The sequence below is a fragment of the Emticicia soli genome, assembly GCF_037860775.1.
In the GTDB taxonomy this organism is placed as follows: Bacteria; Bacteroidota; Bacteroidia; order Cytophagales; family Spirosomataceae; genus Emticicia; species Emticicia soli.
Map to the genome: position 1 here is coordinate 15,060 of NZ_JBBEWC010000005.1, position 26,485 is coordinate 41,544.

Annotated in this window: 21 protein-coding genes and 4 tRNA genes; 14 read left to right on the top strand and 11 right to left on the bottom strand. The window is 37.5% G+C overall.

What is annotated here, in order from left to right; all coding sequences use genetic code 11:
* Nucleotides 1-177 precede the first annotated feature (177 nt).
* The 3 genes from WAE64_RS07955 (at nucleotide 178) to WAE64_RS07965 (ending at nucleotide 4,672) form a co-directional block, all read left to right on the top strand.
* A tRNA-Leu gene (locus WAE64_RS07955) sits at nucleotides 178-259 on the top strand.
* A gap of 137 nt (nucleotides 260-396) precedes the next feature.
* Complete coding sequence (locus tag WAE64_RS07960) at nucleotides 397-1,740, top strand: trigger factor (RefSeq protein ID WP_340235734.1); 1,344 nt, start codon at nucleotides 397-399, stop codon at nucleotides 1,738-1,740.
* A 136-nt stretch (nucleotides 1,741-1,876) separates the two neighbouring features.
* Nucleotides 1,877-4,672, top strand: a complete 2,796-nt coding sequence (locus tag WAE64_RS07965) for a T9SS type A sorting domain-containing protein (protein WP_340235735.1) — start codon at nucleotides 1,877-1,879, stop codon at nucleotides 4,670-4,672.
* Between the two features lie 44 nt (nucleotides 4,673-4,716).
* On the opposite strand, the gene gpmI is transcribed toward WAE64_RS07965, so the two are convergent.
* From gpmI to WAE64_RS07990, 5 genes are all read right to left on the bottom strand, one after another.
* Nucleotides 4,717-6,255, bottom strand: a complete 1,539-nt coding sequence (gene gpmI, locus WAE64_RS07970) for a 2,3-bisphosphoglycerate-independent phosphoglycerate mutase (RefSeq protein ID WP_340235736.1) — start codon at nucleotides 6,253-6,255, stop codon at nucleotides 4,717-4,719.
* Nucleotides 6,256-6,378: 123 nt separating this feature from the next.
* Nucleotides 6,379-6,921 (bottom strand): hypothetical protein, encoded by a 543-nt coding sequence (locus WAE64_RS07975; RefSeq protein WP_340235737.1) that lies wholly within the window; start codon nucleotides 6,919-6,921, stop codon nucleotides 6,379-6,381.
* A gap of 75 nt (nucleotides 6,922-6,996) precedes the next feature.
* Nucleotides 6,997-7,509 carry a low molecular weight protein-tyrosine-phosphatase gene (locus tag WAE64_RS07980; RefSeq protein ID WP_340235738.1) on the bottom strand — a complete coding sequence of 171 codons (513 nt, stop codon included), beginning with the start codon at nucleotides 7,507-7,509 and terminating at the stop codon, nucleotides 6,997-6,999.
* A 92-nt stretch (nucleotides 7,510-7,601) separates the two neighbouring features.
* A complete protein-coding gene (locus WAE64_RS07985; protein WP_340235739.1) occupies nucleotides 7,602-9,251 on the bottom strand; it encodes an amidohydrolase in 1,650 nt (549 codons plus the stop codon).
* Between the two features lie 60 nt (nucleotides 9,252-9,311).
* Nucleotides 9,312-10,733, bottom strand: a complete 1,422-nt coding sequence (locus WAE64_RS07990) for a M61 family metallopeptidase (protein ID WP_340235740.1) — start codon at nucleotides 10,731-10,733, stop codon at nucleotides 9,312-9,314.
* A 112-nt stretch (nucleotides 10,734-10,845) separates the two neighbouring features.
* On the opposite strand from WAE64_RS07990, the gene rpmH reads away from it, so the two are divergent.
* Both rpmH and WAE64_RS08000 read left to right on the top strand, forming a co-directional pair.
* The gene (gene rpmH / locus WAE64_RS07995; protein ID WP_116985206.1) at nucleotides 10,846-11,001 is read left to right on the top strand and encodes a 50S ribosomal protein L34; all 156 of its coding nucleotides are present in this window, start codon (nucleotides 10,846-10,848) and stop codon (nucleotides 10,999-11,001) included.
* A 174-nt stretch (nucleotides 11,002-11,175) separates the two neighbouring features.
* Nucleotides 11,176-11,526 (top strand): ribonuclease P protein component, encoded by a 351-nt coding sequence (locus tag WAE64_RS08000; RefSeq protein ID WP_340235741.1) that lies wholly within the window; start codon nucleotides 11,176-11,178, stop codon nucleotides 11,524-11,526.
* Here WAE64_RS08000 and WAE64_RS08005 read toward each other — a convergent pair.
* The 6 genes from WAE64_RS08005 to WAE64_RS08030 form a co-directional block, all read right to left on the bottom strand.
* Entirely contained in the window at nucleotides 11,523-11,906 is a 384-nt protein-coding gene (locus tag WAE64_RS08005; RefSeq protein WP_340235742.1) for a DoxX family protein, read from the bottom strand. The two genes, WAE64_RS08000 and WAE64_RS08005, sit on opposite strands and share 4 nt — an antisense overlap.
* A 219-nt stretch (nucleotides 11,907-12,125) precedes the next feature.
* Entirely contained in the window at nucleotides 12,126-12,821 is a 696-nt protein-coding gene (locus tag WAE64_RS08010; RefSeq protein WP_340235743.1) for a LytR/AlgR family response regulator transcription factor, read from the bottom strand.
* A 276-nt stretch (nucleotides 12,822-13,097) separates the two neighbouring features.
* On the bottom strand, nucleotides 13,098-13,676 hold the full coding sequence (locus WAE64_RS08015; RefSeq protein ID WP_340235744.1) for a TlpA family protein disulfide reductase: 579 nt from the start codon (nucleotides 13,674-13,676) through the stop codon (nucleotides 13,098-13,100).
* Nucleotides 13,677-13,705: 29 nt separating this feature from the next.
* The gene (locus tag WAE64_RS08020) at nucleotides 13,706-15,247 is read right to left on the bottom strand and encodes a serine hydrolase (RefSeq protein ID WP_340235745.1); all 1,542 of its coding nucleotides are present in this window, start codon (nucleotides 15,245-15,247) and stop codon (nucleotides 13,706-13,708) included.
* Between the two features lie 24 nt (nucleotides 15,248-15,271).
* Nucleotides 15,272-16,876 (bottom strand): sensor histidine kinase, encoded by a 1,605-nt coding sequence (locus WAE64_RS08025; RefSeq protein WP_340235746.1) that lies wholly within the window; start codon nucleotides 16,874-16,876, stop codon nucleotides 15,272-15,274.
* A 92-nt stretch (nucleotides 16,877-16,968) separates the two neighbouring features.
* Nucleotides 16,969-17,358, bottom strand: a complete 390-nt coding sequence (locus WAE64_RS08030) for a helix-turn-helix domain-containing protein (RefSeq protein WP_340235747.1) — start codon at nucleotides 17,356-17,358, stop codon at nucleotides 16,969-16,971.
* A gap of 447 nt (nucleotides 17,359-17,805) precedes the next feature.
* Between WAE64_RS08030 and WAE64_RS08035 the strand changes: the two genes are divergently transcribed.
* The 9 genes from WAE64_RS08035 to WAE64_RS08075 all read left to right on the top strand — a co-directional run bounded on the left by WAE64_RS08035 (nucleotide 17,806) and on the right by WAE64_RS08075 (nucleotide 26,408).
* On the top strand, nucleotides 17,806-18,480 hold the full coding sequence (locus WAE64_RS08035) for a ClpP family protease (RefSeq protein ID WP_340235748.1): 675 nt from the start codon (nucleotides 17,806-17,808) through the stop codon (nucleotides 18,478-18,480).
* A gap of 910 nt (nucleotides 18,481-19,390) precedes the next feature.
* Nucleotides 19,391-20,683, top strand: coding sequence for a PcfJ domain-containing protein (locus WAE64_RS08040; RefSeq protein ID WP_340235749.1), 1,293 nt, complete (start codon nucleotides 19,391-19,393; stop codon nucleotides 20,681-20,683).
* Nucleotides 20,684-20,703: 20 nt separating this feature from the next.
* Nucleotides 20,704-21,729, top strand: coding sequence for an RNA ligase (ATP) (locus WAE64_RS08045; RefSeq protein WP_340235750.1), 1,026 nt, complete (start codon nucleotides 20,704-20,706; stop codon nucleotides 21,727-21,729).
* Nucleotides 21,730-21,915: 186 nt separating this feature from the next.
* Nucleotides 21,916-22,584, top strand: coding sequence for a hypothetical protein (locus WAE64_RS08050; RefSeq protein ID WP_340235751.1), 669 nt, complete (start codon nucleotides 21,916-21,918; stop codon nucleotides 22,582-22,584).
* Between the two features lie 88 nt (nucleotides 22,585-22,672).
* A tRNA-Leu gene (locus WAE64_RS08055) sits at nucleotides 22,673-22,746 on the top strand.
* A gap of 10 nt (nucleotides 22,747-22,756) precedes the next feature.
* Nucleotides 22,757-22,853: transfer RNA gene (locus tag WAE64_RS08060), tRNA-Tyr, on the top strand.
* Between the two features lie 260 nt (nucleotides 22,854-23,113).
* Nucleotides 23,114-23,626, top strand: a complete 513-nt coding sequence (locus WAE64_RS08065; RefSeq protein WP_340235752.1) for an endonuclease V — start codon at nucleotides 23,114-23,116, stop codon at nucleotides 23,624-23,626.
* A gap of 1,115 nt (nucleotides 23,627-24,741) precedes the next feature.
* Nucleotides 24,742-24,815: transfer RNA gene (locus WAE64_RS08070), tRNA-Lys, on the top strand.
* Nucleotides 24,816-24,887: 72 nt separating this feature from the next.
* Nucleotides 24,888-26,408 carry a TROVE domain-containing protein gene (locus WAE64_RS08075; protein ID WP_340235753.1) on the top strand — a complete coding sequence of 507 codons (1,521 nt, stop codon included), beginning with the start codon at nucleotides 24,888-24,890 and terminating at the stop codon, nucleotides 26,406-26,408.
* The last annotated feature ends 77 nt before the right edge of the window (nucleotides 26,409-26,485 follow it).

Below are 26,485 nucleotides of genomic sequence, written 5' to 3' on the forward strand. Positions count from 1 at the left end.
GTTTTGGTTTCAAACTTTTGTCGTAATATTGCAATCGCAAAAGGGACACTTTTTGAAGACTTGAAAAAAGGTTGAAAAAAAAGTTTAAAAATTTTTCAGAAAATATTTGACAAGAGTAAAAAAAGTAATTACCTTTGCAGCCCGATTCAGTTAATACTGAACAAAAAAATAAGCGATGCGGGCGTGGCGAAATTGGTAGACGTGCCAGACTTAGGATCTGGTGTCGCAAGGCATGGGGGTTCGAGTCCCTCCGCCCGTACACAAAACCCCCTGAACCTTGCCTGGTCAGGGGGTTTTTTAATAATACCGGTTTTAGTCCTATAAAACTTTACTGACAGTCGGTTCTTAATACCGAATGCGGCATTTTATCTAAAATAAAACTCATATTCCTACATAATGGAAACAATATTCGACAAGACATCTGCAACAACCGGCAGACTTAAAGTAAGTGTTACTGAGGCAGACTACAAGCCAGAAGTAGATAAAAAAATTAAGCAATATACTAAAACTGCACAGGTGAAAGGTTTTCGCCCGGGCATGGTTCCAAAAGAATATATCCAGAAATTATACGGTAAAAGTATTTTAGTTGACGAAGTGATTAACTTGGTTTCTAAAACTACTAACGAGTATATCACAAATAATAAATTACGTGTAGTAGGCGACCCAATGCCAGATAACGAACTTTCGTCGAAAGTAGATTGGGAAACTAGTAAAGAATTTACATTTGAATATGACTTAGGTTTAGCTTCTGACTTTACAGTTGATTTGAAAGCGATTCCGGCTATTACAAATTATGAAATCGAGCCTACAGAAGAGAGAATAAACGAAGCAATTGAAGATATCCGTCGTCGTTTCGGAAAAGATTCAGAGGCAGAAGAGGTAGAGAAAGAAGATTTAGTATTTGGTACTTTGAAACAAGAGTCAACAGAAACTGAATTTAAAGATGCTACTATTTCAACAGGCCGTGTACGTGAAGACGCTTTCCATATCTTTAAAGGTTTAGAAAAAGGAAGCAGTGTAAAATTTGATATTCAATCAATTTTTGAAAGCACAAAAGATTTAGGTTTTGCTACTGGTGAGAGCGAAGAAAAAGCAGCAGAATTGGCTGGTGAGTTTGAGTTTACAGTAGAGAAAATCACAAGAGTAGCCCCTGCTGATATTGACCAAGAGTTTTTTGATAAAGCAATTGGCGCAGGTAAAGTTACAACTGAAGAAGAGTTCAGAGAAGAAATCAAGAAGATTGTTAAAGAAAACTACGAGCGTGAGAGCGATTATTTGTTAGATTTTGAAGTTGAAAAAACAATCTTAAATAATATCCCTATCGAGTTGCCGGATACATTCCTTAAAAAATGGTTGTTGACTATCAACGAAGGTAAATTTACAGAAGAAGACATCGAAAAAGATTATGATGCTTTTGCTCGTGGTTTACGTATGGATTTGATTCGCAACGAAGTAGCAACTAACAACGAAATCAAGTTGGAGTATAACGATATAGTAGAAGAAGTAAAAGCTGAAATGCGTAACTATTTCGGTGCTTACTCTTATGAAGGATTGGAAGACATTATCGACAACATGGCTCGTAAAACGCTTAAAGAAAATAAAGATAACGCCGTGCGTCGTTACACAGACCGTGCTTTTGGCAAGAAAGTACGTGAGTTCTTGAAAGCAAACCTTACAGTTGAAAAGAAAACTATCAAAGTTGATGAATTCAATAAAATTGCAGAAGAAGTTTACGCTTAATCTTTTGTGATTAATAGATATAGAAAATCCCCGTAGCCTGGCTGCGGGGATTTTTTTGTGGCTAGTCAGGTATTTTTTTTGCGGTATTCCAACTAAATTTGGCTAATAATAGTCTGTACTAAAAATACGCCTAGCTATGAAAAAAATATTACTTCTTTTATTAATTGCTTTTAATGGTTTCTCTCAGGTTTTTTATCTTGATACTACTTTCAGCACCAAGCCGCTTATTAAGCCTTTTCCTGCTCAGGATTTATTGCTTAGCCAATTTCCTGACGGCACTATGTATCTGAAATCAAATGCCAATGTATTTAACGGACAAACAACAGAAACAGGTAATGTGCTGTTGAATACAGAGGGCAAACTTATACGAACTGTTGGAGACGAACCGCTGACTGATTTTGACTCCCGATTCGAAAATTATGCAGTTACTCCCGATAACAAGCTGTTAATACCTCAGCTTGTTGCTGCCTCATCTTACGCAATCATAAAAATATCTCCGCAAGGTATAATTGATAGTTCGTTTAAATTTAACTCATTTAAAGTATATATTCTGAAAATAATATTGCTGAAAAATGAAAACATTGTAGTGCTCTTTTTAAAAGAGGATAGGACATTAGGCTGTGAAGTTTTTGATAAAACAGGCAAATTCATCAAAGTGCTAGACCCTGCCAAATACACAAGTGCTACCAATGCTCAACTGACAGATGTAGTATCTAACGAACAGAACGAATATTTTTTACTATTGATTGATAATAAAAAGAATGCAGAAATAATTAAAACAAATACCGATTTTGAAATTGATAAGAATTTTGCTACCATAAAATTTAATGGTGTTGAAGCCTATACGCATAGATTAGAAAAAATTACTGATGGTTTTCTAGTGTATCAGTCGAGTAATGAAGGTACGAAACATAAAGTTGAAAAGTTTGATAGTAAAGGCAGCCGTATATGGACAGTAAGCTTTGATAGACTAAGTATACATGAAACTGCCTTGAGTTTCTTTGAACAGACCAATGGCAGTATTGATTTAATTTATTTTGACAATAAACACCTGAAAATTAAAGCCAATGGAGTGATAGACACTACGTTTTATGATAGACAGCTTCATAAAAACACTGCTTTTCTACACGCTTTTAAAGATGGCACTTATTGGGTTGCACAAAATAAAAGCGGCATTATTGAAAAAATGTCTGCCGATGGGAGTATCGATAAAAACTTTAAGCTTGTGGTTGAAGCACAAAAGCAAATGTGGCCTAATCAGATTCAGAAATTGCCTAACAATACCTATCTGCTTGATTTTTATAATTATAACTACGGCAATTCGCCGTATAGCATTCGTTACGCTCCTTATCCTAATGCTGTTCAGGTTTATGATAACAAACATAAACTACTATATGATTTTTTTGATGGCAAAACTATCTGGAATACCTACAAAACTAAAAGCACATTGGTAGTAAGGGGCGATGGTAAGTTTCATGTTATTGATGGAGCTAACAAAATGACCGTATCGAAAGATACGCTGCAGGCGAATGATGTAATAGACTGGCAGAACAATTTTGTTTACCGGAAGATAAAAATGGATAGCATCATCAGATTTAAAATAGGGCAGGGGCTTGATAAAGATTTTGTAATTGCAAAAGGCAACATAAGCAATTTTATACTTATGAACGATGGGCGGATTATGGTAGAAACCTGGAATAATGGTGCACAGCGTTTTTTCTATCTGGATATGTACACCGCTAATGGCAAGCCCGATGACTCTTTTAAAACCATTATAACAGATGATAGCTTTTCCAGGTTTTCGGGAGAAGTACCCAGAACTGTTGAAAGTATCAATGATGGGTTTATTATCAATCAGATAACCATTGGCGAAACTGCCAATATTGTAAAACAGCGCTTTTTGAAATATGATAATAACGGAAATCCGGTTGAAAATTACCAGAGCAATTTATATAGAGGTGGGTATTTTAAACAATACCAGCCAGATGGCACTATATTTATGAATACGGCTAATTATATTCATGAAAGCGATAGAGAAACAGTGTATAATTTTTTGAAACTGAACTCGTCGGGTAAAATAGATACTACTTTTACTTTATTGGGTACAGATACGGTTTATGGGTTTACTTTTTTTGATGATAACACGCTCTATGCAGTAGGACAAGAAACTTTACAAAAGTTTATAAGACAGCCATTAAAACAAGATGAACACTTTTACTACAAGCCATTACCGGAGAAAATAGCCTGGGATATAGCCATACCAACTAAAATAGTTATAAACTCTAATATTAAAGATATAAAACTGGCAGTATCCGGCAGCGGACAGTTACAAGATGGGTATGTGTATTTTGATAAAAATGCGGGCCTTGTAAGAATAACTGTTTCAGATAATACAAATAGAATACTGGCAAAACAGGTAATAGAGCTTACCAGAATTTATCCGGTTCTGATTTATGATGAAACTCAGTTTGCTACTGCTCAGGGGCCGTTTGAATTTAAAGTACAATCATCATCGGGTATGCCGGTAAAGATTATTGTAGATGGCGGCGCAGAGCATATCGGGAGTGTAATTGTAGACCCTCAGAAAGACAGAAGGATAAAACTTAAACTTATAACCGAAAGCAATGAAAAATATGAAGCGTTAGAGAGAGAAATCGTTCTAGAAGCTTTAATTCCCTTAGCAACAGAAACACAAAAACAAAGGATAAAATACTATCCCAATCCGGTTTCTAATAAATTGATTATCGAAAAAAATAATGCTGTAATTGAAGCTTTCAGACTACTAGGTATTGACGGAAAAGATAAGCCTTTTGAGATAACAGAGTATGCCGACAAATTTGAGGCATCGATGAAGGGTCTTCCACAAGGTATTTATATACTTATACTAAGCAGCAAAGAACAGCATTTTGCCTATAAAATTATAAAAGAATAAAATTTGTGCGAAGCCACAAATGGACTTCGCACAAAATAAGAATTTTACGAAATCAACACGTTTCCGGTCATTTCGGCTGGTATATCTACGCCCATCAATGTCAGGATAGTAGGAGCAATGTCGCCTAGTTTACCATCTTGTACTGTAAATCTATCAGCTTTATCAACCACGATACATGGCACAAGGTTAAGCGAGTGTTGCGTATTTGGCGATTTGTCGTCGTTTATCATATAATCAGCATTGCCATGGTCAGCAATTACGATTGATGTATAACCGTTTTCAAGCGCTGTGTTAACTACTTGTTCCAAGCATTTATCTACTGCTTCTACTGCTTGTACTACAGCCTCAAATACACCTGTGTGGCCTACCATGTCAGGGTTGGCAAAGTTCAGACACACAAAATCAACTTCGTGTTTTTGTAGTTCAGGTAATATGGTATTGTCAATATCAAAAGCGGCCATTTGTGGTTTAAGGTCGTAAGTAGGTACATCTTTTGGCGATGGACACAACAAACGGCTTTCACCTGCAAATGGTTCTTCACGACCACCCGAGAAGAAGAAAGTTACGTGCGGGTATTTTTCAGTTTCGGCAATACGAATCTGTTTTTTACCTGCTCTTTCTAATACTTCACCAAGGGTGTTAGTAAGGTTATCTTTTTCGTATATTACATGTACATTATGAAACGACTCATCGTAGTTTGTCATCGTAACATAATATAGATTAAGTGCCTTCATGTCATAATCAGGGAAATCCTGCTGTGTCAGCACCTCTGTTATCTCTCTACCACGGTCAGTACGGAAGTTGAAACACATCACAACGTCTCCTTCTTCAATTGTGCCTACAGGTGCACCGTTTTCTGTAATCACAATTGGTTTCAAAAACTCGTCGGTTACATTCTGGTCGTATGAATGCTGAATTGAATCTTGCAATTGGTCAATTGTAATGGCGCTGTCACCAACACCTTTCACCATAGCATCGTAGGCTAGTTTTACACGTTCCCAACGTTTGTCACGGTCCATGGCATAATAACGGCCTACTACAGAAGCAATTTTACCTGTTGAAACACTCAAATGATTCTGTAAATCGGCTAAGAAACCTTTGCCACTTTTAGGGTCGCAATCACGCCCGTCAGTAAACGCATGAACAAATACATCAGATAGACCATAGTTTGCTGCTGCGCTGCAAAGCCCTTTCAGGTGCTCAATGTGCGAGTGCACACCACCATTAGAAGCTAAACCTATAAAATGTACTTTACGATTATTATTTTTTGCGTATTCAAAAGCCTCAACCAAAGCAGGTTCTTTGGCTAGTGTGCCTTCTTCAACAGCAATGCTTATTTTTTCTAATTCCTGATATACCACACGGCCTGCACCTAAGTTCATGTGTCCTACTTCTGAGTTTCCCATCTGGCCATTAGGTAGCCCAACTGCACGGCCGCAAGCTTCTAATGTGCTGTGAGGATACTCTTTTAATAATTTTCTGAAATAAGGTACATTGGCAGCATCAATAGCTGAGCGCCACTCTTCACCTTGTTTGGGAATGCCCCAACCATCAAGGATTATCAAAATTACTTTCTTATTCATAGTGTATTACCCCGTAACCTCAAATTAAGGTAGTTTATTAGAAACTTTTCATGTGTCGGGGTATTATAATTATCGCATGAAAGTTTCATAAATTTCTTTGTTATTTTCGTTGCACAAATTTATTCATTTTTTCTTCATCTGTGCTAAAATCTTCTTGCCTCTGCTTAGAATAGCGGCCGAACCGTCCTGATTTTTCAGCAATAAATCTTCTATACTCAGCCTTAGTTCTGTTCTGAGTTCCGGTATGCGTCTCACAATATTATAGCATACTGTCATCGAGAACGCTTTTATGGCAATGGCCTCGTTGCTGTGCATAAAGCCAAAACAGATGTCATAAATTTCACCTGTATATTCTTCGGGTATCTCTACAAATTGCCAAACCCGCACTATATTTCTTTTAACGGAGTCCGGCACCATTGGGTCTTGTAGTTTCTGAATAAAATTTCTGAAGTATGGGATAACCAGTAGCGGATAATGTGCTGCGCATTCGCTCAGCACCCAGCCCGCTTTTTGTGTATTGATGTAATGGCCTCGCAGAAAAATATTCATCAGCAAAGCAAAACTTTCAGAATTAGCACCAATATAGTTGGCAATTTTTGTTACCTGTGCTTTCGAAAAGTCTTTGGCGAGCTCGCTTTCAATATCTAGTTTCGGTAAGTTGGCCATTTCATAGGGGCTTGATGCTATAAAATAAGAGCTATAATTCAGTTTTATTTGCTGTATTATAGCTCTCAAATTTAACTATTCTTCTTCTTGATTCACAACTAAACCGTGTTTTTCGATTAAATGCTCTAGTAAGGCTGTATTACTTCTTTGCACAATATGAAAAACCTCTTCAAAATCGAGTGCCGAGCCGTAATAAGGGTCAGGCACATCTTTTACGCCTTTTACCTTAGGGTCATAATCACGGAGTAAAAACAACTTTTCGGCCGAGGGTGTAGTATGCTTTGTTTGATAATAAAGCTCATACACATCTTTAAAATTGCTTTCGTCCATCACCACAATGTGGTCAAAAGTATCAAAGTCAGTTGTTTTAATTTCTCGGCCTTTGTGGGTGAGCACAATGCCATTATCTAAGGCATTTTTGATAGCTCTTTGGTCGGGCGACTGACCAGCGTGCCAACCTTTAGTACCTGCTGAATCGCAAGATATCTGGTCTTCTAGGTTATGTTTTTGTACAAGGTCTTTAAAAACTCCTTCGGCAACAGGCGAACGACATATATTGCCCAGGCAAACAAAAAGTACTTTTACCATAGTGTTGTAATTTATGATTGTGTAAATTTATTGGCGTAAATTTAAAGGTTTGTTTTACTCCAAAAACAAGGCCGGCCTATTTTAATTGATATTTAATAGACTTTTTCGCCACCTATAAAGGTGTTACTTACCTTAATGTTTCTTAGTTTTTCTTTGGCTTCTTTCATAATATCGGCTTCAAGAATAACGAAGTCAGCCATTTTTCCGGTTTCAATGCTTCCACGCTCTTTTTCTTCAAAATTGGCATAGGCACTCCAGATTGTCATGGCTTTTAGTGCTTGCTCACGTGTGAGCGCATTTTCCATTTGGAAACCACCCTTAGGGTAATTCTGAGCATCCTGACGTGCCACTACCGAATGAAATCCAAACAATGGATTGACAAACTCAACCGGAAAGTCGCTCCCGTTGGCTATTACACCATTTTGTTTTAATAAATCCTGAAATGCATACGCTGTTTTTACACGCTCATTGCCCAGACGGTCGCCAGCCCAATACATATCAGATGTAGCATGGGTGGCCTGAATAGAAGGTATAACCGAAAATCGGCCAAATTTTGGTACGTCTTCAGTTGATACCACCTGTGCGTGCTCAATACGCCAGCGGCGGGCATTTTTGCCTTTTAGTAATTTGCCATAGATATTCAATATCAGGCGATTGGCCGAATCACCAATGCAATGTGTATTGGCCTGGAAATCAGAGTTATAAATGGCCGTTAAACTTCTTTCAAGCTCGGCGGGGCTTAATAATAAGAATCCGGTTTTTGCAGGTTCGTCGCTATATGGTTTCAACAAACAGGCGCCTCGTGAGCCTAAAGCTCCATCGGCATAGAGTTTAAATGAGCGCACATTCAGGCGGTCGGTTTTATAAATACCTTTTTTGATAAAATACTCAAGGTTACGGATACCCAAAGAAACCATTACATAATTACGTATTTTAAGTGTACCGGCCTTTTGCATTTTATCAATCAGCTCAATATCATCTTGATTTAAGCCAGCATCCGAAACGGTAGTAAGTCCGTATTTTACACACTCTTTTTGAGCTGCCAACAACATATTCTGTTTTTCTTTGTCGGTTGTGCTCGGAATCACTCTTTTTATTAATCCCATCGCATTGTCAACCAGAATACCTGTCAATTGACCATCAATTACTTCTACTTCGCCACCATTTACTTTACTTGCCGGAGATATTTTAGCCAGTTGAATCGCTTTTGAGTTAACCAAAACTGCGTGTCCATCTATGCGTGTAAGCAAAACTGGTTTATTAGGGAATGCTCTATCCAATAATTCTTTTGTCGGAAAAACTTTTATATCCCAGTCGTTCTGGTCCCAGCCACGGCCTATAATCCATTGATGGTCGGGGTGCTCGGCTGCAAATTTCTGCAAGCGTTCTACAATTTCCTCAAAAGATTTAGTGTCGACCAAATCGCATTGGTTGAGCATCTGGCCTAAACCCAAAAAATGGCTGTGTGGGTCATAAAAACCCGGATACACAGGCTTTTTGTTGGCATCTATTTTTTGCTTGGCATTGTATTTTGCTAATAGGTCTTTAGAGCTGCCAATGTCAATAAATTTACCATCTTTTACAGCAAAGGCCTCGGCAGTACTGAATTGCTTATTTACCGTATAAACAACAGCATTGTGCACTATCAGGTCGGCCTGTGGTTTTTGGGCAAATGCGTAGCTTTGCCCTATAATTAAGCAGATTAGGGTGCGATAAAAAAAGCGTCTTGAAGTAAGAGTCATAAAATTGGTTTTTAATTACACAAAGTATAAAAATGCCCCTCGATTTATCAAACAATCGGTTTAATTTGTTGTTTTTACGAGACTTATGATTCCCTCTTCGTTTCTTATTACTTCCAGATTAAGCAGTTGTAAATATCGGTTCAGCAAATCGAATAAAGAACTGTTGCCATTGATGCACACATCAAAATACCAATCAAGCTTTTCGTTGGCTACTTCTTCGCATATAGCTTGGTAATCTTCCGTAGTATAGCCCTTAAATGGCTTGCCGAACTGCTGCCACATGAGTTTCATTACATCGTCTAATGAACGTGTGTGAATAGAAACTTTCTGTATATGTAGGTCGAGTATCTGGGCTGCAATAGCACCTTTGTGGTACACGGATACTTTTCTATCAGGAATGCTGGGTGTATAGCCATCAAGCCACAAGTCCCAAGATGATTCAACGAGCGATTGAGACGCACGGTCTGCGTTATCAAAATGGCGTTTGAAACAAGCCTCCAGTTCTTTCAGGTATTGGGTTTCGTCAAAAAACTTTGAGCGGCTCAGCATTAAATCACCATAGTAAGTTGTTACGCCCTCGGCCACGAAGCAAGTCGGAAAATAATTTTCTTTTGTGTAATCGTAGGGCAATAGCTCAGTCGGACGAATCTTACAGATATTCCAGGTATGGAAAAGCTCGTGCGAGGCCAAACCTAATAAATCGATGTATAATTCTTCAAAATTCTGGCTGTCAGGCCCCAATACCTGCATAGTTGAGCTTCGGTGCTCTACGCCATGATAATAAGGGATAGGTAAAATCCAGGTCAGAAAATGATATTCTTTCTCTGGAAATTCTCCAAAAAGATTAATCTGTTCTTTAGTGAATTTCTTAAAATCGGCTTTGATACGTTTAAAATCAGGCTGAAAATTCCCCTCGAACCATAAATGAAACTTTACTTTACCTATCTGATAAAAATCATGCTTAAGCGTAGCACTCACAATAAAAGGACTATCCGCCAAATGATAGAAATCATCGAACTGAAGTTGATGTAGACCTTTTTCAGGTAATTTATTGATGAAAGTAATACCCGCAATTTTTTCGTTGGCTTTTAACTGTAACTCTACCGTGCAGGCTTCATCTATTTTGCCCTCGGCATATATACACAGGTTTACGGGGTTTACATAAAAGGTATGCTCATCAACATAGCTGCTTCCGGCATTTATTACATTGGCATAATAATTATAACGGGCTACAATCGTAGAAGCCCCATTGGTGTGTACCAGCCATCGGTCTTTAGTTGTTTTGCGGGCTGACAGTTTTTGTCCGTCTTCGTCAAAAACTTCAAATTGCTGTATATTTTTAGCAAAATGCTGCAATTCGTAGCGCCCGGGCCGCCAGGCAGGTAATTGTAACTCAACTGTATCAGTCGATAAATCAGTAATAAAACATTCAACATTAATAAAATGTGAGGGTCGGTCGTTGGAATAAATTTTATAGTGCATGAAACAATTTTTTGCCGCTATGTTGGCTATATAAAAATAAATCTGTATTTTTGCAGTCCGTTATGAAAAGCACGGATAATTTGCATTAAAGGAACAAAAATAAATAATTATAATGAAACGTACATTCCAACCATCAAACAGAAAGCGTCGTAACAAACACGGATTCCGTGAGCGTATGGAAACTGCTAATGGCAGACGCGTATTGGCTGCACGTCGTGCACGTGGCAGATGGAAATTGACTGTTTCTGACGAGAAAAAACACAAATAATCTCGTTTTTAGCAGTTTGATAGTTCAAAGTTTACAATCTGTAAATGCGACATAGTCAAGATATTTTAGCCACCATCTGGTGGCTTTTTTATTTAGCTTTGTAATTAAAGCCTATGTTGTAAAAGAACAGGTTTAAGAATAACTCTGACAGCGTCTAAATAGTTTTATTGACTTGTGAAGAAAACTTTCAGAAAATACGAACGACTTTGTAGTACAAAAGTAATAAACAACCTCTTTGACAGAAAGAACACTGACAATGAGGGTGCTTTTGCTTATCCGGTCAGGGCTGTTTGTAAAAAATCAGAAGATAATATCACACAAGTACTTTTTTCGGTACCCAAGCGACAGTACAAACATGCTGTTGACAGAAACCTGATTCGCCGCCGTATGAAAGAGGCATACAGGCTCAATAAACAGCTACTTGTTACACCTTACTACATTTCTTTTATTTATGTAGGTAAGGTGATAGAAAACTATGCTGTTATTGAAAAAGGAATAAAAAACTGCCTTAAAAAACTTAATTAAGCCTTCGGTTTTTCGACACTCCATTTGCCTGCCCCTGTAAAAAAATAAATCATAGCCAGCAAGAAAAACAAAAAGGGGTGTTGGTCTTCGTACCAGAATTTGCCATTACCTATTTTGAAACAGATAAAAAGCATTGTAAGGGCAATGACCAAGGCCGCAGGGCGGGTCAGAAAGCCTATTGTTAGTAATACTCCACCAAGCAATTCGGCTGCTTTGCCTAAATAAGCCCAAAATGCAGGAAAAGGCATGGTTTTGATAGAATCCCACGAAGCATATTCTTGTATCTTGGCAGGCTCGAAAATCTCTAAGCCATGATAAGCAAGTAGAAGACCCGTAATGATGCGAACAATGGCGAATCCGGCGCTGTTGGCTTCTTTCATTTTGTAGAGGTTTAAGGTTAGTATAAACGTATTTTTGTCTCTACAAATGTATGATAATTTTTTACTTATAAAATTGTTGATGAATTAGGTTTTATATTCTGACACAACAAAGGCGGCGTTGCGAACTAATTTTTTAGTAATGTCAAGTGGACTTAAGTCCAAGTATAAAGATAAAGTCCTTTGTTATATTAGCCGGTGAATTTATTCACCGTTATTGTTTTAATTCTTCAATTTCTCTCTTATTTCCAGAAGTTTTTCTTCGTACGATGCCCCCACTGAAATTTCCTTGCCTGCTATCCAGACTGCCTGACGTGTGATTTTCTGGATTTTATTGATAGCCACAATATAAGAGCGATGTATACGAACAAATTGGCTGGAAGGTAAAATATTAAGCGTTTCGCTGATACTCTGGCGACTCAAAAGTTTTTTGTTTTTCAGTATAAAAGACATATAATTCCCTTCGGCTTCTATATACAGAATATCATCAAAAAAAACTTTTTCTTCTTCGTAGCCTGTTTTCAAAAATATATAGTCAGGTGCACTTTCTTTAGACAATTGGCTTATTTCCAATGCCTTATTGCAGGCTTTTGTAAAACGAGCCAACGAAAAAGGTTTCAGTAGATAATCGATAGCATCTAGTTCAAAGCCTTTTACGGCGTATTCAGAGTAAGCAGTTGTAAAAACCACCATTGGTACTTTTTGCAGAATATTGATAAACTCAATGCCCGAAATATCGGGCATTTTTATGTCGAGAAACAATAAATCAATCTTGTTTTGTTGCAAATAGGGAATAGCCTCAAAAGCATCGGTAAATGTGGCTTTCAGGTCAAGAAATGGTACTCTGGCGGCGTGTATTTCTACTACTTCCAGGGCACGAGGCTCGTCGTCTATGGCAATGGCGGTTAAATGGGTCATTCTTTAGTGTTTGCTGCGAGGGGTTTTTCCTGTACTTTTATCAAACTTTTTCCCTCATTAATACTTGGTCAGGGTGGTTCTATGGTATGAAATTTACCATCTTTTCCGATAATAAAATAACTTGGTATGCCGGAAATTTTATAGTCTTCCAAAATCGGATTAAAGTTGTAGCTCGGATTTCTGTAAAAGTCTTCCAGACTTATTTTTTTAAGTTCAAATCTAATATTTTATATCCTAATTTTTAATATCGAAAATCTTTTCTCTTTTGAACATTGCCTACTTTCTCATAAGCAACAAACTATCTAGCTGTTGATACAGTTTATTTGAGTCACTAGGCCGAGCAGCATGGCTGTTGATAATCTTACCGTTTTCGTCAACTATAAATTGCCAGGGGTAATAGGCTACTTCGCCTTTATCTTCTGATACTGTCTGCTTGAAAATTTTCAGGCTAAATTCTTTATTTACCAGGTAATGATGCCCTTTTGCATTTGTGGTAGCTAGTTTACGGCGCCACAATACACTATTGCTTACGGTTTTTAAGGGATAATTACTTTCGGAACAGATGTAAACAAACTTGATGGGTTTGTCTTTATAACGTGCCTGTAATTGTGGTGCATAGTCTCGCAATTCTATAAAACAGGGGCCACAACTAACTGATGAGTGGTCAACATACACCAAAGAGCCTTTATACTTATCTAGTATCTGACCCAAATCGTTTACTTCAAGCGCTTCTTCTATGTGTATCTCTTTATTAAATTTCGATTCATAGTATTTATTAGCCGAAAAAGAGCCAATGATAATTACCACGAAGAGTATTGAGAACGTAATCAGTAAAATTTTTGATAGCTTTTTCATAATCTTAGAAACTGTTTGAATTAATCTTATTATTTAGTGTCTAAAATATGTTTTAGATTTCTCTTACCACCCTCATTTTTGGGGTTCATAGTTAGTGATTTTTGATACATCATAATAGCTTCTTCACGTTTGCCATTGGCATTGAGTGCCTCGGCGTAGCTATCATACACATTAAAACTATTCGGAAATAGCAGCGTATTGATTTTAAAGGTTTCGAGCGAATATTGCTTTTGTTGGGCTTTGAAAAGCAAATCGTAGCCTAGCCAATTCATTTCTTTTTCTGATACATAGTAATGAGTGCTATCGGTTTTCAGGTTATTGAAAGTAGTAATTGCCAAATCTATTCCTGATTGCATAAGTGTAGCACCAAATTTGCGAGCCAACGACTTTTTGTATTGTACTTTAGTAGGTGTTTTACCGTTGAGAATCTCCAAAGAGGCTTTTACTTTATTGTAGAATGCGATTGCCTCCAGTTCAATATTCTGGTAAATAATCACGGTTTGGTTTTTACTTAGGTTTCTATAGAAAAAGGTAGCTAAGCCAAACAAACGCCCACCATGACTAACAGCTTTGCCCAGTTCGGCATCTTCATAAATTTCCCACCCTAGGCCATAAGAGCTTTTCCCTAATTGTGACATCTCACCATCAAGTGGGTCGTAGTAAACACTGCCGTTGTTTAAACGGGTAGAGGTAAAGGCTTCGTCTAAACTACTTTGACTCAATAATTTACCGTTATATAAGGCTTGGTCGTAGCTGAGCATATCAGCCATAGTGGTCATGATATTGCTATCACCATAAGTACCACCACAATTGTAAGTACAATACCTGATGCCGCCGAACTTGATTGAATCTACATTAGTGAAAGTATTATCATACCATGTTACCATTCTATGGCTCACTACCTGATTTGTAGAATTATCACTTCTGTCAACTTGTAGCTGAGTATTGGGCATATTGGCTGGCTCAAAAATGTTTTTCTTTAAATAGGTCTCAAAGGGCATTTTACTTATTTTTTCGACCAATAAGCCTAATAAAACATAGTTTGTATTGCAATACTGCCATTTTTCGCCTGGCTGAAAATAAAGACCCTTGTCCCAGCTTTTGAGTATGGTAATAACAGCCTGATTACGAATAATACTATCTGGCTTGATACGCACTGCCGCCTCATACAACTCTAAATCGGGTAAACCCGAAGTATGAGAAAGCAAATGCCTGATAGTAATAGCAGGAAATGGAAACTCGGGGAAATACTTGATAAATGTATCTTCTAGTTTAAGCTTCTTTTTCTCTTTCAATTGCAGAACCGCAACTGAGGTAAAAGTTTTAGAGATAGAAGCCAGATTAAACCGAGAATCAACAGTATTGGGTGTTTTACTAGCAAAATTGGCATAGCCAAAGCCATTTTGGTACGTAATTTTGCCTTTTTCGGCAAGTAATATTCCACCGTTAAAATCACCATTTTGGCTTATTGTTGTAAACAGAGAATCTATTCTTTGGCTTTTGGTATTTTGTGCCTTTAGGGTAGTAAAGGCACAGTAAAAGATAATAGTAGTTAAAAATAGCTTTTTCATAATTGTAAATAAAGTATGTAAAAATTACCAGTAGGTGATTGTAAGAGAAACAAAGAAATCTTGCTCACTTTGTTGAATATCAAGCGAATAGCGATTTTTGTAAATCAGGTCGAGGCGTTTTTTTACATTTTCGAGCCCTATACCATTGTTGTCTTTTTCAGGGTCGGCTTCTGATTTTGTATGGAACGAGTTATGAACCTTGAAATACAGCTTTGTATCGTCAGAAGTGAGTGTAATGTAAATCCAGGAAGGATTACGGAAACTGATGCCGTGCTTGAAGGCATTTTCTATAAATGGATTTAGTAGCATAGGGGCAATAAAAATCTCCCGACTTGTTGGCTGAATATTCACCTTTATCTCAATATTGTCTGATTCCGCAATGCGCATTTGCTGTATCTCAATATAATTTTGCAAATACTCTATTTCTTTGTTGAGCGGAATACGGTCCTGGTTGTTTTCGTTCAGCATAAAGCGCATCATATCGCCCAGTTTCTGAATACCATCGGCGGTTTTATCTGCGTTTTCTTTAAGCGATACCGAATAGAGCGTGTTTAAGGCATTAAATAAAAAGTGCGGATTTATCTGCGACCGGAGCGATGATAATTCGGCTGTTTTTTGGGTAAAAAGAGTTGTTAACTGTATTTTTTCTTTAAAGAATACATTGCGAAGAAAAGCAATAATTGCTGATGCAAATACCATTACAAAGAAACCGATAACAAACTCGGACAAATTGAATCTTACATGAGAAAACCCACGTGAAGCCCAGAAAACTAAACTAACTACATTGTAAACAAGGCTTCCGGTAACACAAACAGATAAAAAGAGGGTTAAACCTTCTGAAAACTTTTTTGAACGTAGTTGCGAGATGTGCGGCATTACTTTGCTTACAAAAATCTCTTGCGCTATATAAATTGTGCCTAAAAATATGGTTGCAAATACTAAATCGCGCAAACCTCCATTCCAGAAAAGAATAGGTACTTGCCCTACTAATGCGAATAATAGTATAGCAATAGCAAGAAAAGCCGTTAGTAGATAATCAAGGTATTGGAAATTTTTTTCGGTTTCTTCGTGCAGTTTGCTTTTGATGTAGTAATAAAACTGTGCAGCTGCTTCGTATAAAACAATAATAATCAGGAAAGCAACAGTATTGCTTAGTAAATAAGCTTTACGAAATAAAGAATATACCTTAAAATCAATGATTTGGCCCGAACTATCTAATCTGAATCGCCAATATAGCTTAAAATAATCATAGACAAAGGTGCTTCCCAGACTCAATAGAAATGTGAGGAATAAGTAGATGAAAAACAAACTTTGTTCTTTGTCTTTTGATTTCCACCTCGGAAAAGCCATATAATGGAAAATAGCCCAGGCCAGAAAGAACAAAACCCCACCGGCAATAGTCGGAAAAATAGTGTTGAGTATGTGGTTATAAGAAGCAAGGCTCTGCCAAATATCATGTATAGACCTTGGGAATATATCGGCAGTGGCATTTTGTGTAGACTGCTCGGCCAGTTCGACATCCATGTCGAACCGGACGGCAATTTGAAACAAACGACGAGTAATGTATATGGCAAATGCTGAAAGAATAAACCAAAACTCGTAACGTCTGAACTTTTGAAATGATTGCATAGCTTTTTCATAATTTTTTTACAAAGCTATGCCTCAAACTATTGCTTGAGGATATAATGTTATGAAACCGCCAATAAATGTGACGAATTTTCCTAGAATCCTATCTTCTTGCGTTCTTCCTGTGGTTGCGCTTGTTGGTTAGCCAAGCGCAGCACATCGCCAACTAGGCGTTGTTGCTCAAATTTTTCACGCCAGTAATGAGCAGCCAATTGCCATTTTTCAGCATCGGCTTTTAATTTTTCGTTTTCGAGCTGAAGTTTCTCTAAAGCAAAATCTACAGGTTGTAGGTCTACGCCCATCAACTCTAGTACATTTATTTTAAGCAAATTGGCTACTTCGTTTGCTCTAGCAATGGTCAATTCGGTTTTATTGCGCTCAATATCGCCATAAGCAGTGGTTGAAACGCCTAGCATATCGGCCATATTTTCCTGCGAAAAACCTTTCTGCAGGCGTGCCTGACGAATTTTTTCTCCAATATTCATAGCTGTAGATTTCAATTGAAAATATCAAAAAAACTAATAGGTGTATCTTTAAAAAGTATAAAATGAAGTTGTTTAGGATTTTAATTATAATTTAAAAATCGGGGTGTTTTGAGCGAGCCAAAACAACACATTTTTAAATGTAAGGAATAATCCTAAACAACTTCAATAGCCTTATGCTAAAGTAACGTTTTTTTGCACTTAATCTGTTCAGATACAGGCCTTTATATATAAGTAAAAGTATCTGTGGTAAATGCCTTGCTTAGAGCCTTTAAATAATGAAATCAGAAATTCCGATAAAATATCTGAAATTCTGACTACAATTTACTGAAAGAAATGACATCTTTGTATCGAACAAAACGGAAATGTAGAAAGTTCTTATATCGAACTTCACACTAAGTTTTGTTGTTAAACAATAAAATAAACAGATAATAAATAGAGCTTTTAACTATGCATTTTGGAGACGAATTCCGTAAGTATGCTGTAAATCATCTCGGTATGAGTGGTTTAGCACTTGATGATTACATGAAACATAATGTTCAGAACATGACCCCTAACATCATTGAAGAGCGCCCTATGCGTTTTGCCGCTATCGATGTGTTTTCGCGTCTGATTATGGACAGAATTATTTTTCTGGGTACGGCTGTAGATGATTATGTGGCCAATGTGGTAGTAGCACAGTTGTTGTTCCTTGAGTCGGTTGATGCCAAAAAAGATGTATTAATGTATATCAATAGCCCTGGTGGCTCGGTATATGCTGGCTTAGGTATGTACGATACCATGCAGTATGTACGCCCAGATGTAGCCACTATCTGTACTTCGTTGGCTGCTTCTATGGGAGCGGTATTGTTGGCAGGTGGTGCGGCTGGTAAGCGTTCGGCTTTACCTCATGCCCGTGTCATGATTCACCAACCAAGTGGTGGTGCACAAGGGCAATCACGTGATATGGAAATCACTGTAAAAGAAATCATCAAACTTCGTAGAGAGTTGTATGAGATTCTGGCTAGCCATACAGGTAAAACTGTAGAGCAAATTGAGGCAGACTCAGACCGTGACTACTGGATGAAAGCAGAAGAAGCCAAAGAATATGGCTTGATTGATGAGGTTTTACACCGCGATAAATAAGTATTAAAACTTATATAAAATTGAGACTTTTTCAGGCTATAAAAGGCTTGGAAAAGTCTCTTTTTTATGCCCTTAGTTTAGCGTTTTTAAAAATTTGAAATATTAGAAAAGTACAATTATGTGTATTCTCCGACAGATTTGTTAGCTTTTAAATAAGTGGCATTTTGTTCTATAAAAGCCAATCAGAACTTAGGTTGAAAATTTACTTTTTATAAAGAGCAAGTGCTTACCTCCTTTAAACTTAAAAAATAATTATTAATCGGCGTAAATTCATTTTTAAGAATATTTTAAGAAATTTCGTATTATAAAATGTTGACTATCAGTGTTTTGAAAAATATTTTAAAAAAATGTGAAAAAATATTTGGAAAATAAAAAATAAAATCCGCTATCTTTGCAGTGCAAAAAACAAGAACAGATATGTATTCATTTGAACAAAACATAGCGAAACTAAACGGCATGAGAGTGCTTCCGTTAGATAATGTTTCTTGTTGGGTATTTAGTAAATTTAGGTAGAGATAATAACCGAAATATACAAAGCCCGGCATTCGTAGAAAGTCGGGCTTTTTTAATTTACAAAGCTCAGTTTTAATAAATTTCAGAACCAAAAAATTTTAAAAGAGATAAATTTTTCAATGAACATCAGAAATACATATCAACATCAAAGTATTTCCCTGGATCCGAAACGATTCGAGATGACATTCCTATGCCCGATTGAAAATTTAGGCGGCGCGTCGTTTATGGATTGGACAAGAGGAGCAGAGAAGGGGAAAAGGCTGAGGTATAAGTATTTATGCACATAGATTTGTTCTGTTTGGAACAAGAATAGCATAAAGCCCGACCTCAGCCACAAACGAGGTCGGGCTTTTTGTTTTAGCCCGATTGATTTCAACAAATTCAAATTGAAACAATTATGGGCAAGCACATACCAAAACTTGAACGACAAAAAAGATTACTGAAAAAACAAGAAATTGAGCTATTGATTCAGCAGGCTATAGTGCAGAACGATAAATTAAACCAAAGTTTTGTAACAATCATCAATCAGGTGATTAGCAAAAAAAACAAATTCAGGTATTCGAGCAACAAGAGATTACAATTTTTTAGAGACTTTGTAGAAGTTCAGTCCAGTAAAATACCAAAAGAGCGTTTTAGCGCTTGGATGCAGAATTTGGTTTATATGACTCAGAATCTTGAGAAAAAATGCCCGAAATGGTTTAAAGACATTTATTTCCTTGAGGCATTAATTGAAATTGCCAAGTACAGAGAAAGTTGGCTAAGACCAATTGAAGATTGGAAACCTAAGTTAAAAAGCGAGCATCAGAAATTTAAAGAACTAATTGCTCATTTGTTTGCCGAATATAAATTTCCATCGTTTTTAAACTATATTTTTTTCAACAAAGAAGATTTTTTCTTCATCCAGGATTTTATCTTTTTAGCAAAGGGCGGAGCATTAAAGTCAATTAAGTCAGAAATACCCCTAAGCCAGCGCATGAAAGTGGAGTTTTCCAGAAGCCTTGTAGGGTTTAGAGTTTTTGAGGCTTTTAGATATGCTCAGGTAATAGGTCTTGGCGGCGACGAATGGCTGGCATATCGTGTAGCCTATTCATGGCTTGGGAAAAAAGAAAACCGAGATGAGCCTTTCTGGGAGAAGTTTATCAGGATTCTGATTGCCGGAGAGGTAAGACAACAAAATACAATACATGAACTGATTGATTATGTGCGTTTCGAGTTAGACCAGAACCAAAATTATTCACTTAGTAGAAGAACTTTAGGTTCATTGATGCGCCAAAGCAATAGATGGCATAAAGCCATAAAATTATCACAGAAAACGAAAGAAAACGCTATCTGGAAATCAGCATTTTTTCAACCTTTTGAGGTACTCGAAAAAGAGGGGGTTAATGAGGTGAAATACAAGATAATTGAATTGTTGACCGACAAAGACCTTGTAGCAGAAGGAATGAAAATGAATAATTGTGTGAGTACATATACAGGCTATTGTGTAAAGGGTAACACAAGAATTGTTTCACTCAGAAAGTATCAGGCAGACTATGAATTGGAGCGTATGGCAACCATAGAAATCGAAGTTGGTACGAAGCAAATTGTGCAGGCCAGGGCTCGTTTTAACTATGAAGTAGACACTAAAACAATGCGTTTACTGAGCCAGTGGGCTGAATTAAACCAAATTACTATCGATAAATATTTATAAAAACAAAGTAAAATAAAACAATGAGGAAGTTAGCAAGTATTCAGAAAATTATCGGACTTGAGCCAATTGAAGGCGCCGATAATATCATGAAAGCTAAAGTTCTGGGTTGGGAGCTCGTGATTAAAAAAGGTGAATACGCAGTGGGAGATTTTTGTATCTATTGTGAAATTGACAGTGTGCTCCCCAACAAACCCGAATTTGAATTTTTGAAGTCAAAGAACTTTAGAATCAGAACTATCAGGTTGAGGGGGCAAATCTCTCAGGGCATTTGTTTCCCTTTGAGCATGCTACCGGAAGGTTTCGTAATTGAAGAAGGTGCCGATTGCACAGATGCACTCGAAATCACCAAATACGAACCACCTTTCGACCCCGGCTCAGCACGATTGGCAGGAAACGTAAAAGGTAGATTTCCGTCTTTTATCCCAAAAACTGACGAAACACGGGTACAGATTCTTCAGAATGTATTGACAAAATACAAAGGAGAGGCTTGTTTCGTAACCGAGAAACTTGATGGTAGCTCAGCTACATATTACATAAAAGATGGTGTGTTCGGGGTTTGTTCAAGGAATCTTGAAATCGAAGAAGACAACGAAAATACCTTCTGGAAAGTGGCTAAAGCGCATAATATTGAAGAAAAACTCAGAACGCTGGGCGGCAATTATGCTTTGCAGGGCGAGTTGGTAGGAGAGGGTGTTCAGTACAATAAAATGAAATTGAAAGGTAATACTGTTTTCTTTTTCAACCTCTTTAAGATTGATACTTTTGAGTATGTTTCTTACGCCGATTTTGTAAGCATTATGCAACAACTTGATTTGCAAACTGTGCCGGTATTGAACGATAATTTCAACTTGCCGGATAGCATTACCGAATTGGTTGAAATGGCAAAAATTAAGTCAAGAATCCAGGCAGAAGTGTGGGCTGAAGGCATTGTAATCAGGTTGTTGAATGAGAAGTTTGACAAACACATTCTCAGAGACATTGGTGGCCACGGACGGATTTCATTCAAGGCCATTAACCCGGAGTTTTTGTTGAAATACGGCGAGTAATTAATTTAAACATATCTTTAGAGTATGTTTAAAAATTATGATTCGACCTGCGAAGTAATCTTTTTTAGCTATACTTCGTTGCATTTTTTCGATGTAGCTGCCGGCTACATCTGCAAAATGGCGCCTTGTCTAGCTAAAAAATCTTTACTTCTCGGTCAGAATAACAAAATTTAAACATACTCCTATATGAACTATCAGATTATCAGAGACGAAACGCTTTTCCGCAGCTTTATTGATTGGTTGCCGGAGCTTAAGAGAAATGAAACCTATTATGTGTCATTATTGGCTCGCAACAAGTATCATCAGGCAGTAGGAAGCGACAAAGCACAGGTAAAAAGATTTACGACTACCAAGAGTTTTCTTTACGATAAAGTGAAACAACTGGAATGTGAACTAGGTGCGTATAAATATAAGGGTATAGCTATTCCGCAAGAGGCATTGGCACTATATATCAGCCCTAATCCACGTGATATGGAGCGGGCAGCCAAGAGTGCTTTGATACGTTTTGCCGAATTGATTACGAAAGAATATAACGGCTATAACCCGCATCAGGAGGTGCTATCGGAGATACAGAAATCGTGTAGCAGAAAGGTATATTTCGACCTCGATTTTGATAAGGTAGATATTACGGAAACCTTAACAGAAATCAGGAAGCATATCAATGACGATTGCCTGACAGTATTAAGAACCCGAGGAGGCTTTCATTTATTGATTGAGTTAGCCAAAATTGATAAGCAATACGCAAAAACGTGGCACCAATCGCTAAGTAGCATTGATGGTTGCGATATAAAAGGAGATAACCTGATACCTGTACCGGGTTGTACACAAGGAGGTTTTATACCTCACTTTATTTAGAAATTCTATTAAATCAACACATTATGCATTGGAGATAACAGGAGTTGCTTGATACTCCTGCTCCGTGCAGATAATATAAAAGTGAAATAAGCATGTACTCCAACGGGAAGAGAGAACTGTCTCAGAAACAGTCCAGTGTTGGTTCGAATCCAATCATGCTTACTTAAAAAAAGGGAAAATAGTCCGTAAGTGGAAGCGGGGCGGTCTGTAAAACCGTTGCATTATGCCTTGCATGCGGGCCCCGCGCGATTCGATTCATGCTTTTCCCACTAAAAAATTCTTATAGATGGTGTCTTAGTAGAGACGTATTGTATACGTCTCCAAGGGTCTGAAACACTTAATAGATGTAATTTAAGAAATCGATAAATGACGGCGAATGAATTCGCCGCCTAATATAACGAAGGTATTTTTTTTACATAAGCGGACTTAAGTACGCTTTAAATAATTAAAACATTTCCTTTGTTATTTTAGACACCGAATTCATTCGGTGAAAATAATTAGACAAGTTTGATATTTAAAACTAGCAATAATGATACTCGCAATAGATGTTTTTTATGAGCAAACGAAAGCCAAAATAGTGGGTTTGGTTTTTAATGAGTGGGCTGATGCAAAGTATACGCAGAAAATTGAAAAGTACAGAAATGACATAGCCGAATATGAACCGGGAGCATTCTATAAACGTGAGTTGCCATGTATTATGGATATTCTGGCAGATTTAGACCTAAGTCAACTAAAGTATATTGTAGTAGATGGCTACGTGTATCTCGACGATGAAGCTAAACCAGGTTTGGGTGCACATCTGTACGAAGCATTAACAACAAAAGTACCCGTGATTGGTGTTGCCAAAACATCTTTTGCCAATAATAAAAAATATGTTGCAGAAGTGTACAGAGGCACAAGCCAGAAACCTTTGTATATAACTGCCATAGGAGAAGATTTGGCTCAGGCAGCCGCAATGGTAAAGCGTATGGCAGGCGAGTATCGCTTCCCGACTTTGCTAAAAGAACTGGATAACTATACGAAAAGTGATGCAGTTTATTAGATAGAATAATTTTTCAAAACATTTTTTTGATTTTAATTGGCTGATTATAAGTGAATTATAATAATTGTAAAAAAATGTTTTTTACTACGCAAAAAGACTGCGTATTAGGTGCGAAACTTTGTAGCATCAAATTAATAATTAAGTTCTTTGATAAATGAAAATATAAAGAAGTGCCGTAGATAAGAGTTACTTCGATTTAGGGATCCGTGGGTCGCCAGTTCGATTCTGGCCTGCCCGACAAGATGTGTCATTCGGGCAGTAGCTCAGTTAGGTAGAGCAACGTAACAGTCTCTTATCGCTTTTCGCCTTCTTTTAAATCTGGGTGTTATGCAGATGGTTATACAACGGTGTTTTGGATACACCGGTTCGCTAGTTCGAATCTAGCCACCCAGACAATCAAGTGCCGTAGAGAAGTCATACTTCGTATCCGGGGTTAATATATAGGTGAGTGCTGCATGGCACAAGTCCTATCTGCAAAATCTTGCAGTAGCTTAATAAAAGCGTAACCAAGCTCAAGGAAGATGAGCCTATAAAAGATTAGATTTCTTATTTTTTGCCTTGATTATTTCGCTCGGTTGGACAAATTGGTTAAGTCGCTACTCTTTCACTGTGGAGATTACGGGTTCGACCGCGGTGGCGGACCACCCCCGTACCGAGTACGAGCAAGTGTCGTAGAAAAGAATTACTTCGCATTGATAACGCAGAGGTCGCTGGTTCGAGTCCTGCATAGACGTAAGTCTATTAGCTCAGATGGTTAGAGCACTTTTTTCTTTTCGCTTTTTACCTTGCTTATTTTTAATAGTTTCAGAATTTATCTGATTAACAAAATGCTGTGACTAAATTTTAAGCTGTGACAAGCTATGAGGTGCCGTAGATAAGAGTTACTTCGACTTTTAAACTTTGTGAGCTCTTTTCGTTTATTGCCCTCATTTTTAAAAGATTGAGTCTGCCACAAGATGGTGGTAGACTCATAAAACCGAAAGATATTTTTCGTCAATGCTGTGATTATACAATCGGATCGTCTAATTGGTTTAAGATGTCAGAATTTGGCTCTGACGATTAAGGTTCAAGTCCTTATCCGATTACAAAGAGGTTTTATTTTACCATTTATTTATTACTCTGTAGCTTAATTGGTTTGAGCACTGCCCTTTTAAGGTAGAGGCTGTCAGTTCGAGTCTGACCAGGGTAACAGTTTGATGCATCAATACTTCCTCTCAGAATGGGTCTGAGATGGCGTTATTCAAACAAAATTTTTAAAACTATGAAATTCAACATTTTGAATCGTGCAAAAAATACAACAGTAAACCACCAGGGAGCAAAAGCATATACACTTAGCCCTGCTGTGGAACTATACACAACTGTTGTAACAAGCACGCTATCAGACAATACTTATCAGAAAGCTTATGAACGTCTGACACGTATTCACCAACTTATTCATAAGAATGATGCACAATTTGTAGCAAAACTTGCTGTGTATGCCCGTGAAAAAATGTATTTGCGCTCAATGCCATTAATATTGCTTACCGAGTTAGCAAAAAAACATAAGGGGGATAATCTGGTAAGCCGTACTGTAAATCGGGTGGTACAACGTGCCGACGAAATCACAGAATTATTGGCTTGCTACCAGATGGCTAATGAGCGTAAAGACACCAAAAAACTGAACCGTTTGTCGAAACAGATTCAGAAAGGTTTGGCAGAGGCTTTCAATAAATTTGATGAATACCAGTTCAGCAAATATAACCGTGCCGGTACAGATGTAAAATTGCGTGATGCCTTGTTTTTGGTTCACCCAAAAGCAAAAGACGAAGCACAACAAGTAATTTTTAACAAAATTGCTAAAGACGAACTGGCTACCGCACAAACATGGGAAACCACATTGTCGGCCGTTGGCAAAGGAGATTTTGACTCAGAAACAGATAAACTAGATGCCAAAACAGAGGCATGGGAGCAATTGATTCTTGACGGAAAACTAGGCTATATGGCTATGTTACGTAACCTGCGTAACATTATCGAAGCCAATGTAAAACAAGAAGCTATAGAGAAAGTATGTGCTACTTTAGGTAATGCCCGTGCTGTGGCTAATGCAAAACAGTTTCCGTTCCGTTTCTTGTCGGCTTACCGGGAAGTATCAAAAATGCATAGCGGCCGTGTGAGTAATATTTTAAGTGCATTAGAAACTGCTGTTCAGCATTCAGCCGCCAATATCCGTGGTTTTGATGCCAATACAAGAGTAGTAATAGCTGCCGATGTATCAGGTTCAATGCAGGGGCCAATCTCTAAGAATAGTACAGTTATGAACTTCGATATAGGTTTAGTATTGGCTATGTTGCTGCAAAACCGTTGTGAAGATGTAGTAACAGGTATGTTTGGAGACACATGGAAAATAATCAATGTGCCTAAAAACAACATTCTTGCAAACGTTGCACAGTTTTATCGTCGTGCTGGTGAAGTAGGGTATTCAACAAATGGACATCTGGTAATTCAGGATTTGATTAACCGTAAAAAAGTAGTCGATAAAATCATGATTTTTACAGATTGTCAGCTATGGAATAGTCATGGTGGAAATCCAATCGACCAGGCTTGGAACGAATACAAAAAAATAGCACCTGATGCTCGTTTGTATCTGTTCGATTTGGTTGGTTATGGAAACACACCAATCAATATGGTAAGTGATGGTTCTGTATTCCTGATTGCCGGATGGTCAGATAAAATATTTGATATTCTGGCAGCTATTGAAGAAGGAAGTAACGCTATCAGAGAAATTAATAAAATTGAAATTTAGAGTAATAATCACTTTCCGGGTTTGGTATCCGGGCTCGGAAAGTTTCACTTCGGAACATAGTGAAATGGTTATCACGC

What these genes read in the sequence shown, in the direction of transcription:
- WAE64_RS08045 (WP_340235750.1), top strand. Translation starts at nt 20,704, where the DNA reads ATGAGGAAGTTAGCAAGTATTCAGAAAATTATCGGACTTGAGCCAATT.
- WAE64_RS08025 (WP_340235746.1), bottom strand. Translation starts at nt 16,876, where the DNA reads ATGCAATCATTTCAAAAGTTCAGACGTTACGAGTTTTGGTTTATTCTT.
- WAE64_RS07960 (WP_340235734.1), top strand. Translation starts at nt 397, where the DNA reads ATGGAAACAATATTCGACAAGACATCTGCAACAACCGGCAGACTTAAA.
- rpmH (WP_116985206.1), top strand. Translation starts at nt 10,846, where the DNA reads ATGAAACGTACATTCCAACCATCAAACAGAAAGCGTCGTAACAAACAC.
- WAE64_RS08065 (WP_340235752.1), top strand. Translation starts at nt 23,114, where the DNA reads ATGATACTCGCAATAGATGTTTTTTATGAGCAAACGAAAGCCAAAATA.
- WAE64_RS07965 (WP_340235735.1), top strand. Translation starts at nt 1,877, where the DNA reads ATGAAAAAAATATTACTTCTTTTATTAATTGCTTTTAATGGTTTCTCT.
- WAE64_RS08075 (WP_340235753.1), top strand. Translation starts at nt 24,888, where the DNA reads ATGAAATTCAACATTTTGAATCGTGCAAAAAATACAACAGTAAACCAC.
- WAE64_RS08020 (WP_340235745.1), bottom strand. Translation starts at nt 15,247, where the DNA reads ATGAAAAAGCTATTTTTAACTACTATTATCTTTTACTGTGCCTTTACT.
- WAE64_RS07990 (WP_340235740.1), bottom strand. Translation starts at nt 10,733, where the DNA reads ATGCACTATAAAATTTATTCCAACGACCGACCCTCACATTTTATTAAT.
- WAE64_RS08015 (WP_340235744.1), bottom strand. Translation starts at nt 13,676, where the DNA reads ATGAAAAAGCTATCAAAAATTTTACTGATTACGTTCTCAATACTCTTC.
- WAE64_RS07980 (WP_340235738.1), bottom strand. Translation starts at nt 7,509, where the DNA reads ATGGTAAAAGTACTTTTTGTTTGCCTGGGCAATATATGTCGTTCGCCT.
- WAE64_RS08005 (WP_340235742.1), bottom strand. Translation starts at nt 11,906, where the DNA reads ATGAAAGAAGCCAACAGCGCCGGATTCGCCATTGTTCGCATCATTACG.
- gpmI (WP_340235736.1), bottom strand. Translation starts at nt 6,255, where the DNA reads ATGAATAAGAAAGTAATTTTGATAATCCTTGATGGTTGGGGCATTCCC.
- WAE64_RS07975 (WP_340235737.1), bottom strand. Translation starts at nt 6,921, where the DNA reads ATGGCCAACTTACCGAAACTAGATATTGAAAGCGAGCTCGCCAAAGAC.
- WAE64_RS08035 (WP_340235748.1), top strand. Translation starts at nt 17,806, where the DNA reads ATGCATTTTGGAGACGAATTCCGTAAGTATGCTGTAAATCATCTCGGT.
- WAE64_RS07985 (WP_340235739.1), bottom strand. Translation starts at nt 9,251, where the DNA reads ATGACTCTTACTTCAAGACGCTTTTTTTATCGCACCCTAATCTGCTTA.
- WAE64_RS08030 (WP_340235747.1), bottom strand. Translation starts at nt 17,358, where the DNA reads ATGAATATTGGAGAAAAAATTCGTCAGGCACGCCTGCAGAAAGGTTTT.
- WAE64_RS08010 (WP_340235743.1), bottom strand. Translation starts at nt 12,821, where the DNA reads ATGACCCATTTAACCGCCATTGCCATAGACGACGAGCCTCGTGCCCTG.
- WAE64_RS08050 (WP_340235751.1), top strand. Translation starts at nt 21,916, where the DNA reads ATGAACTATCAGATTATCAGAGACGAAACGCTTTTCCGCAGCTTTATT.
- WAE64_RS08040 (WP_340235749.1), top strand. Translation starts at nt 19,391, where the DNA reads ATGGGCAAGCACATACCAAAACTTGAACGACAAAAAAGATTACTGAAA.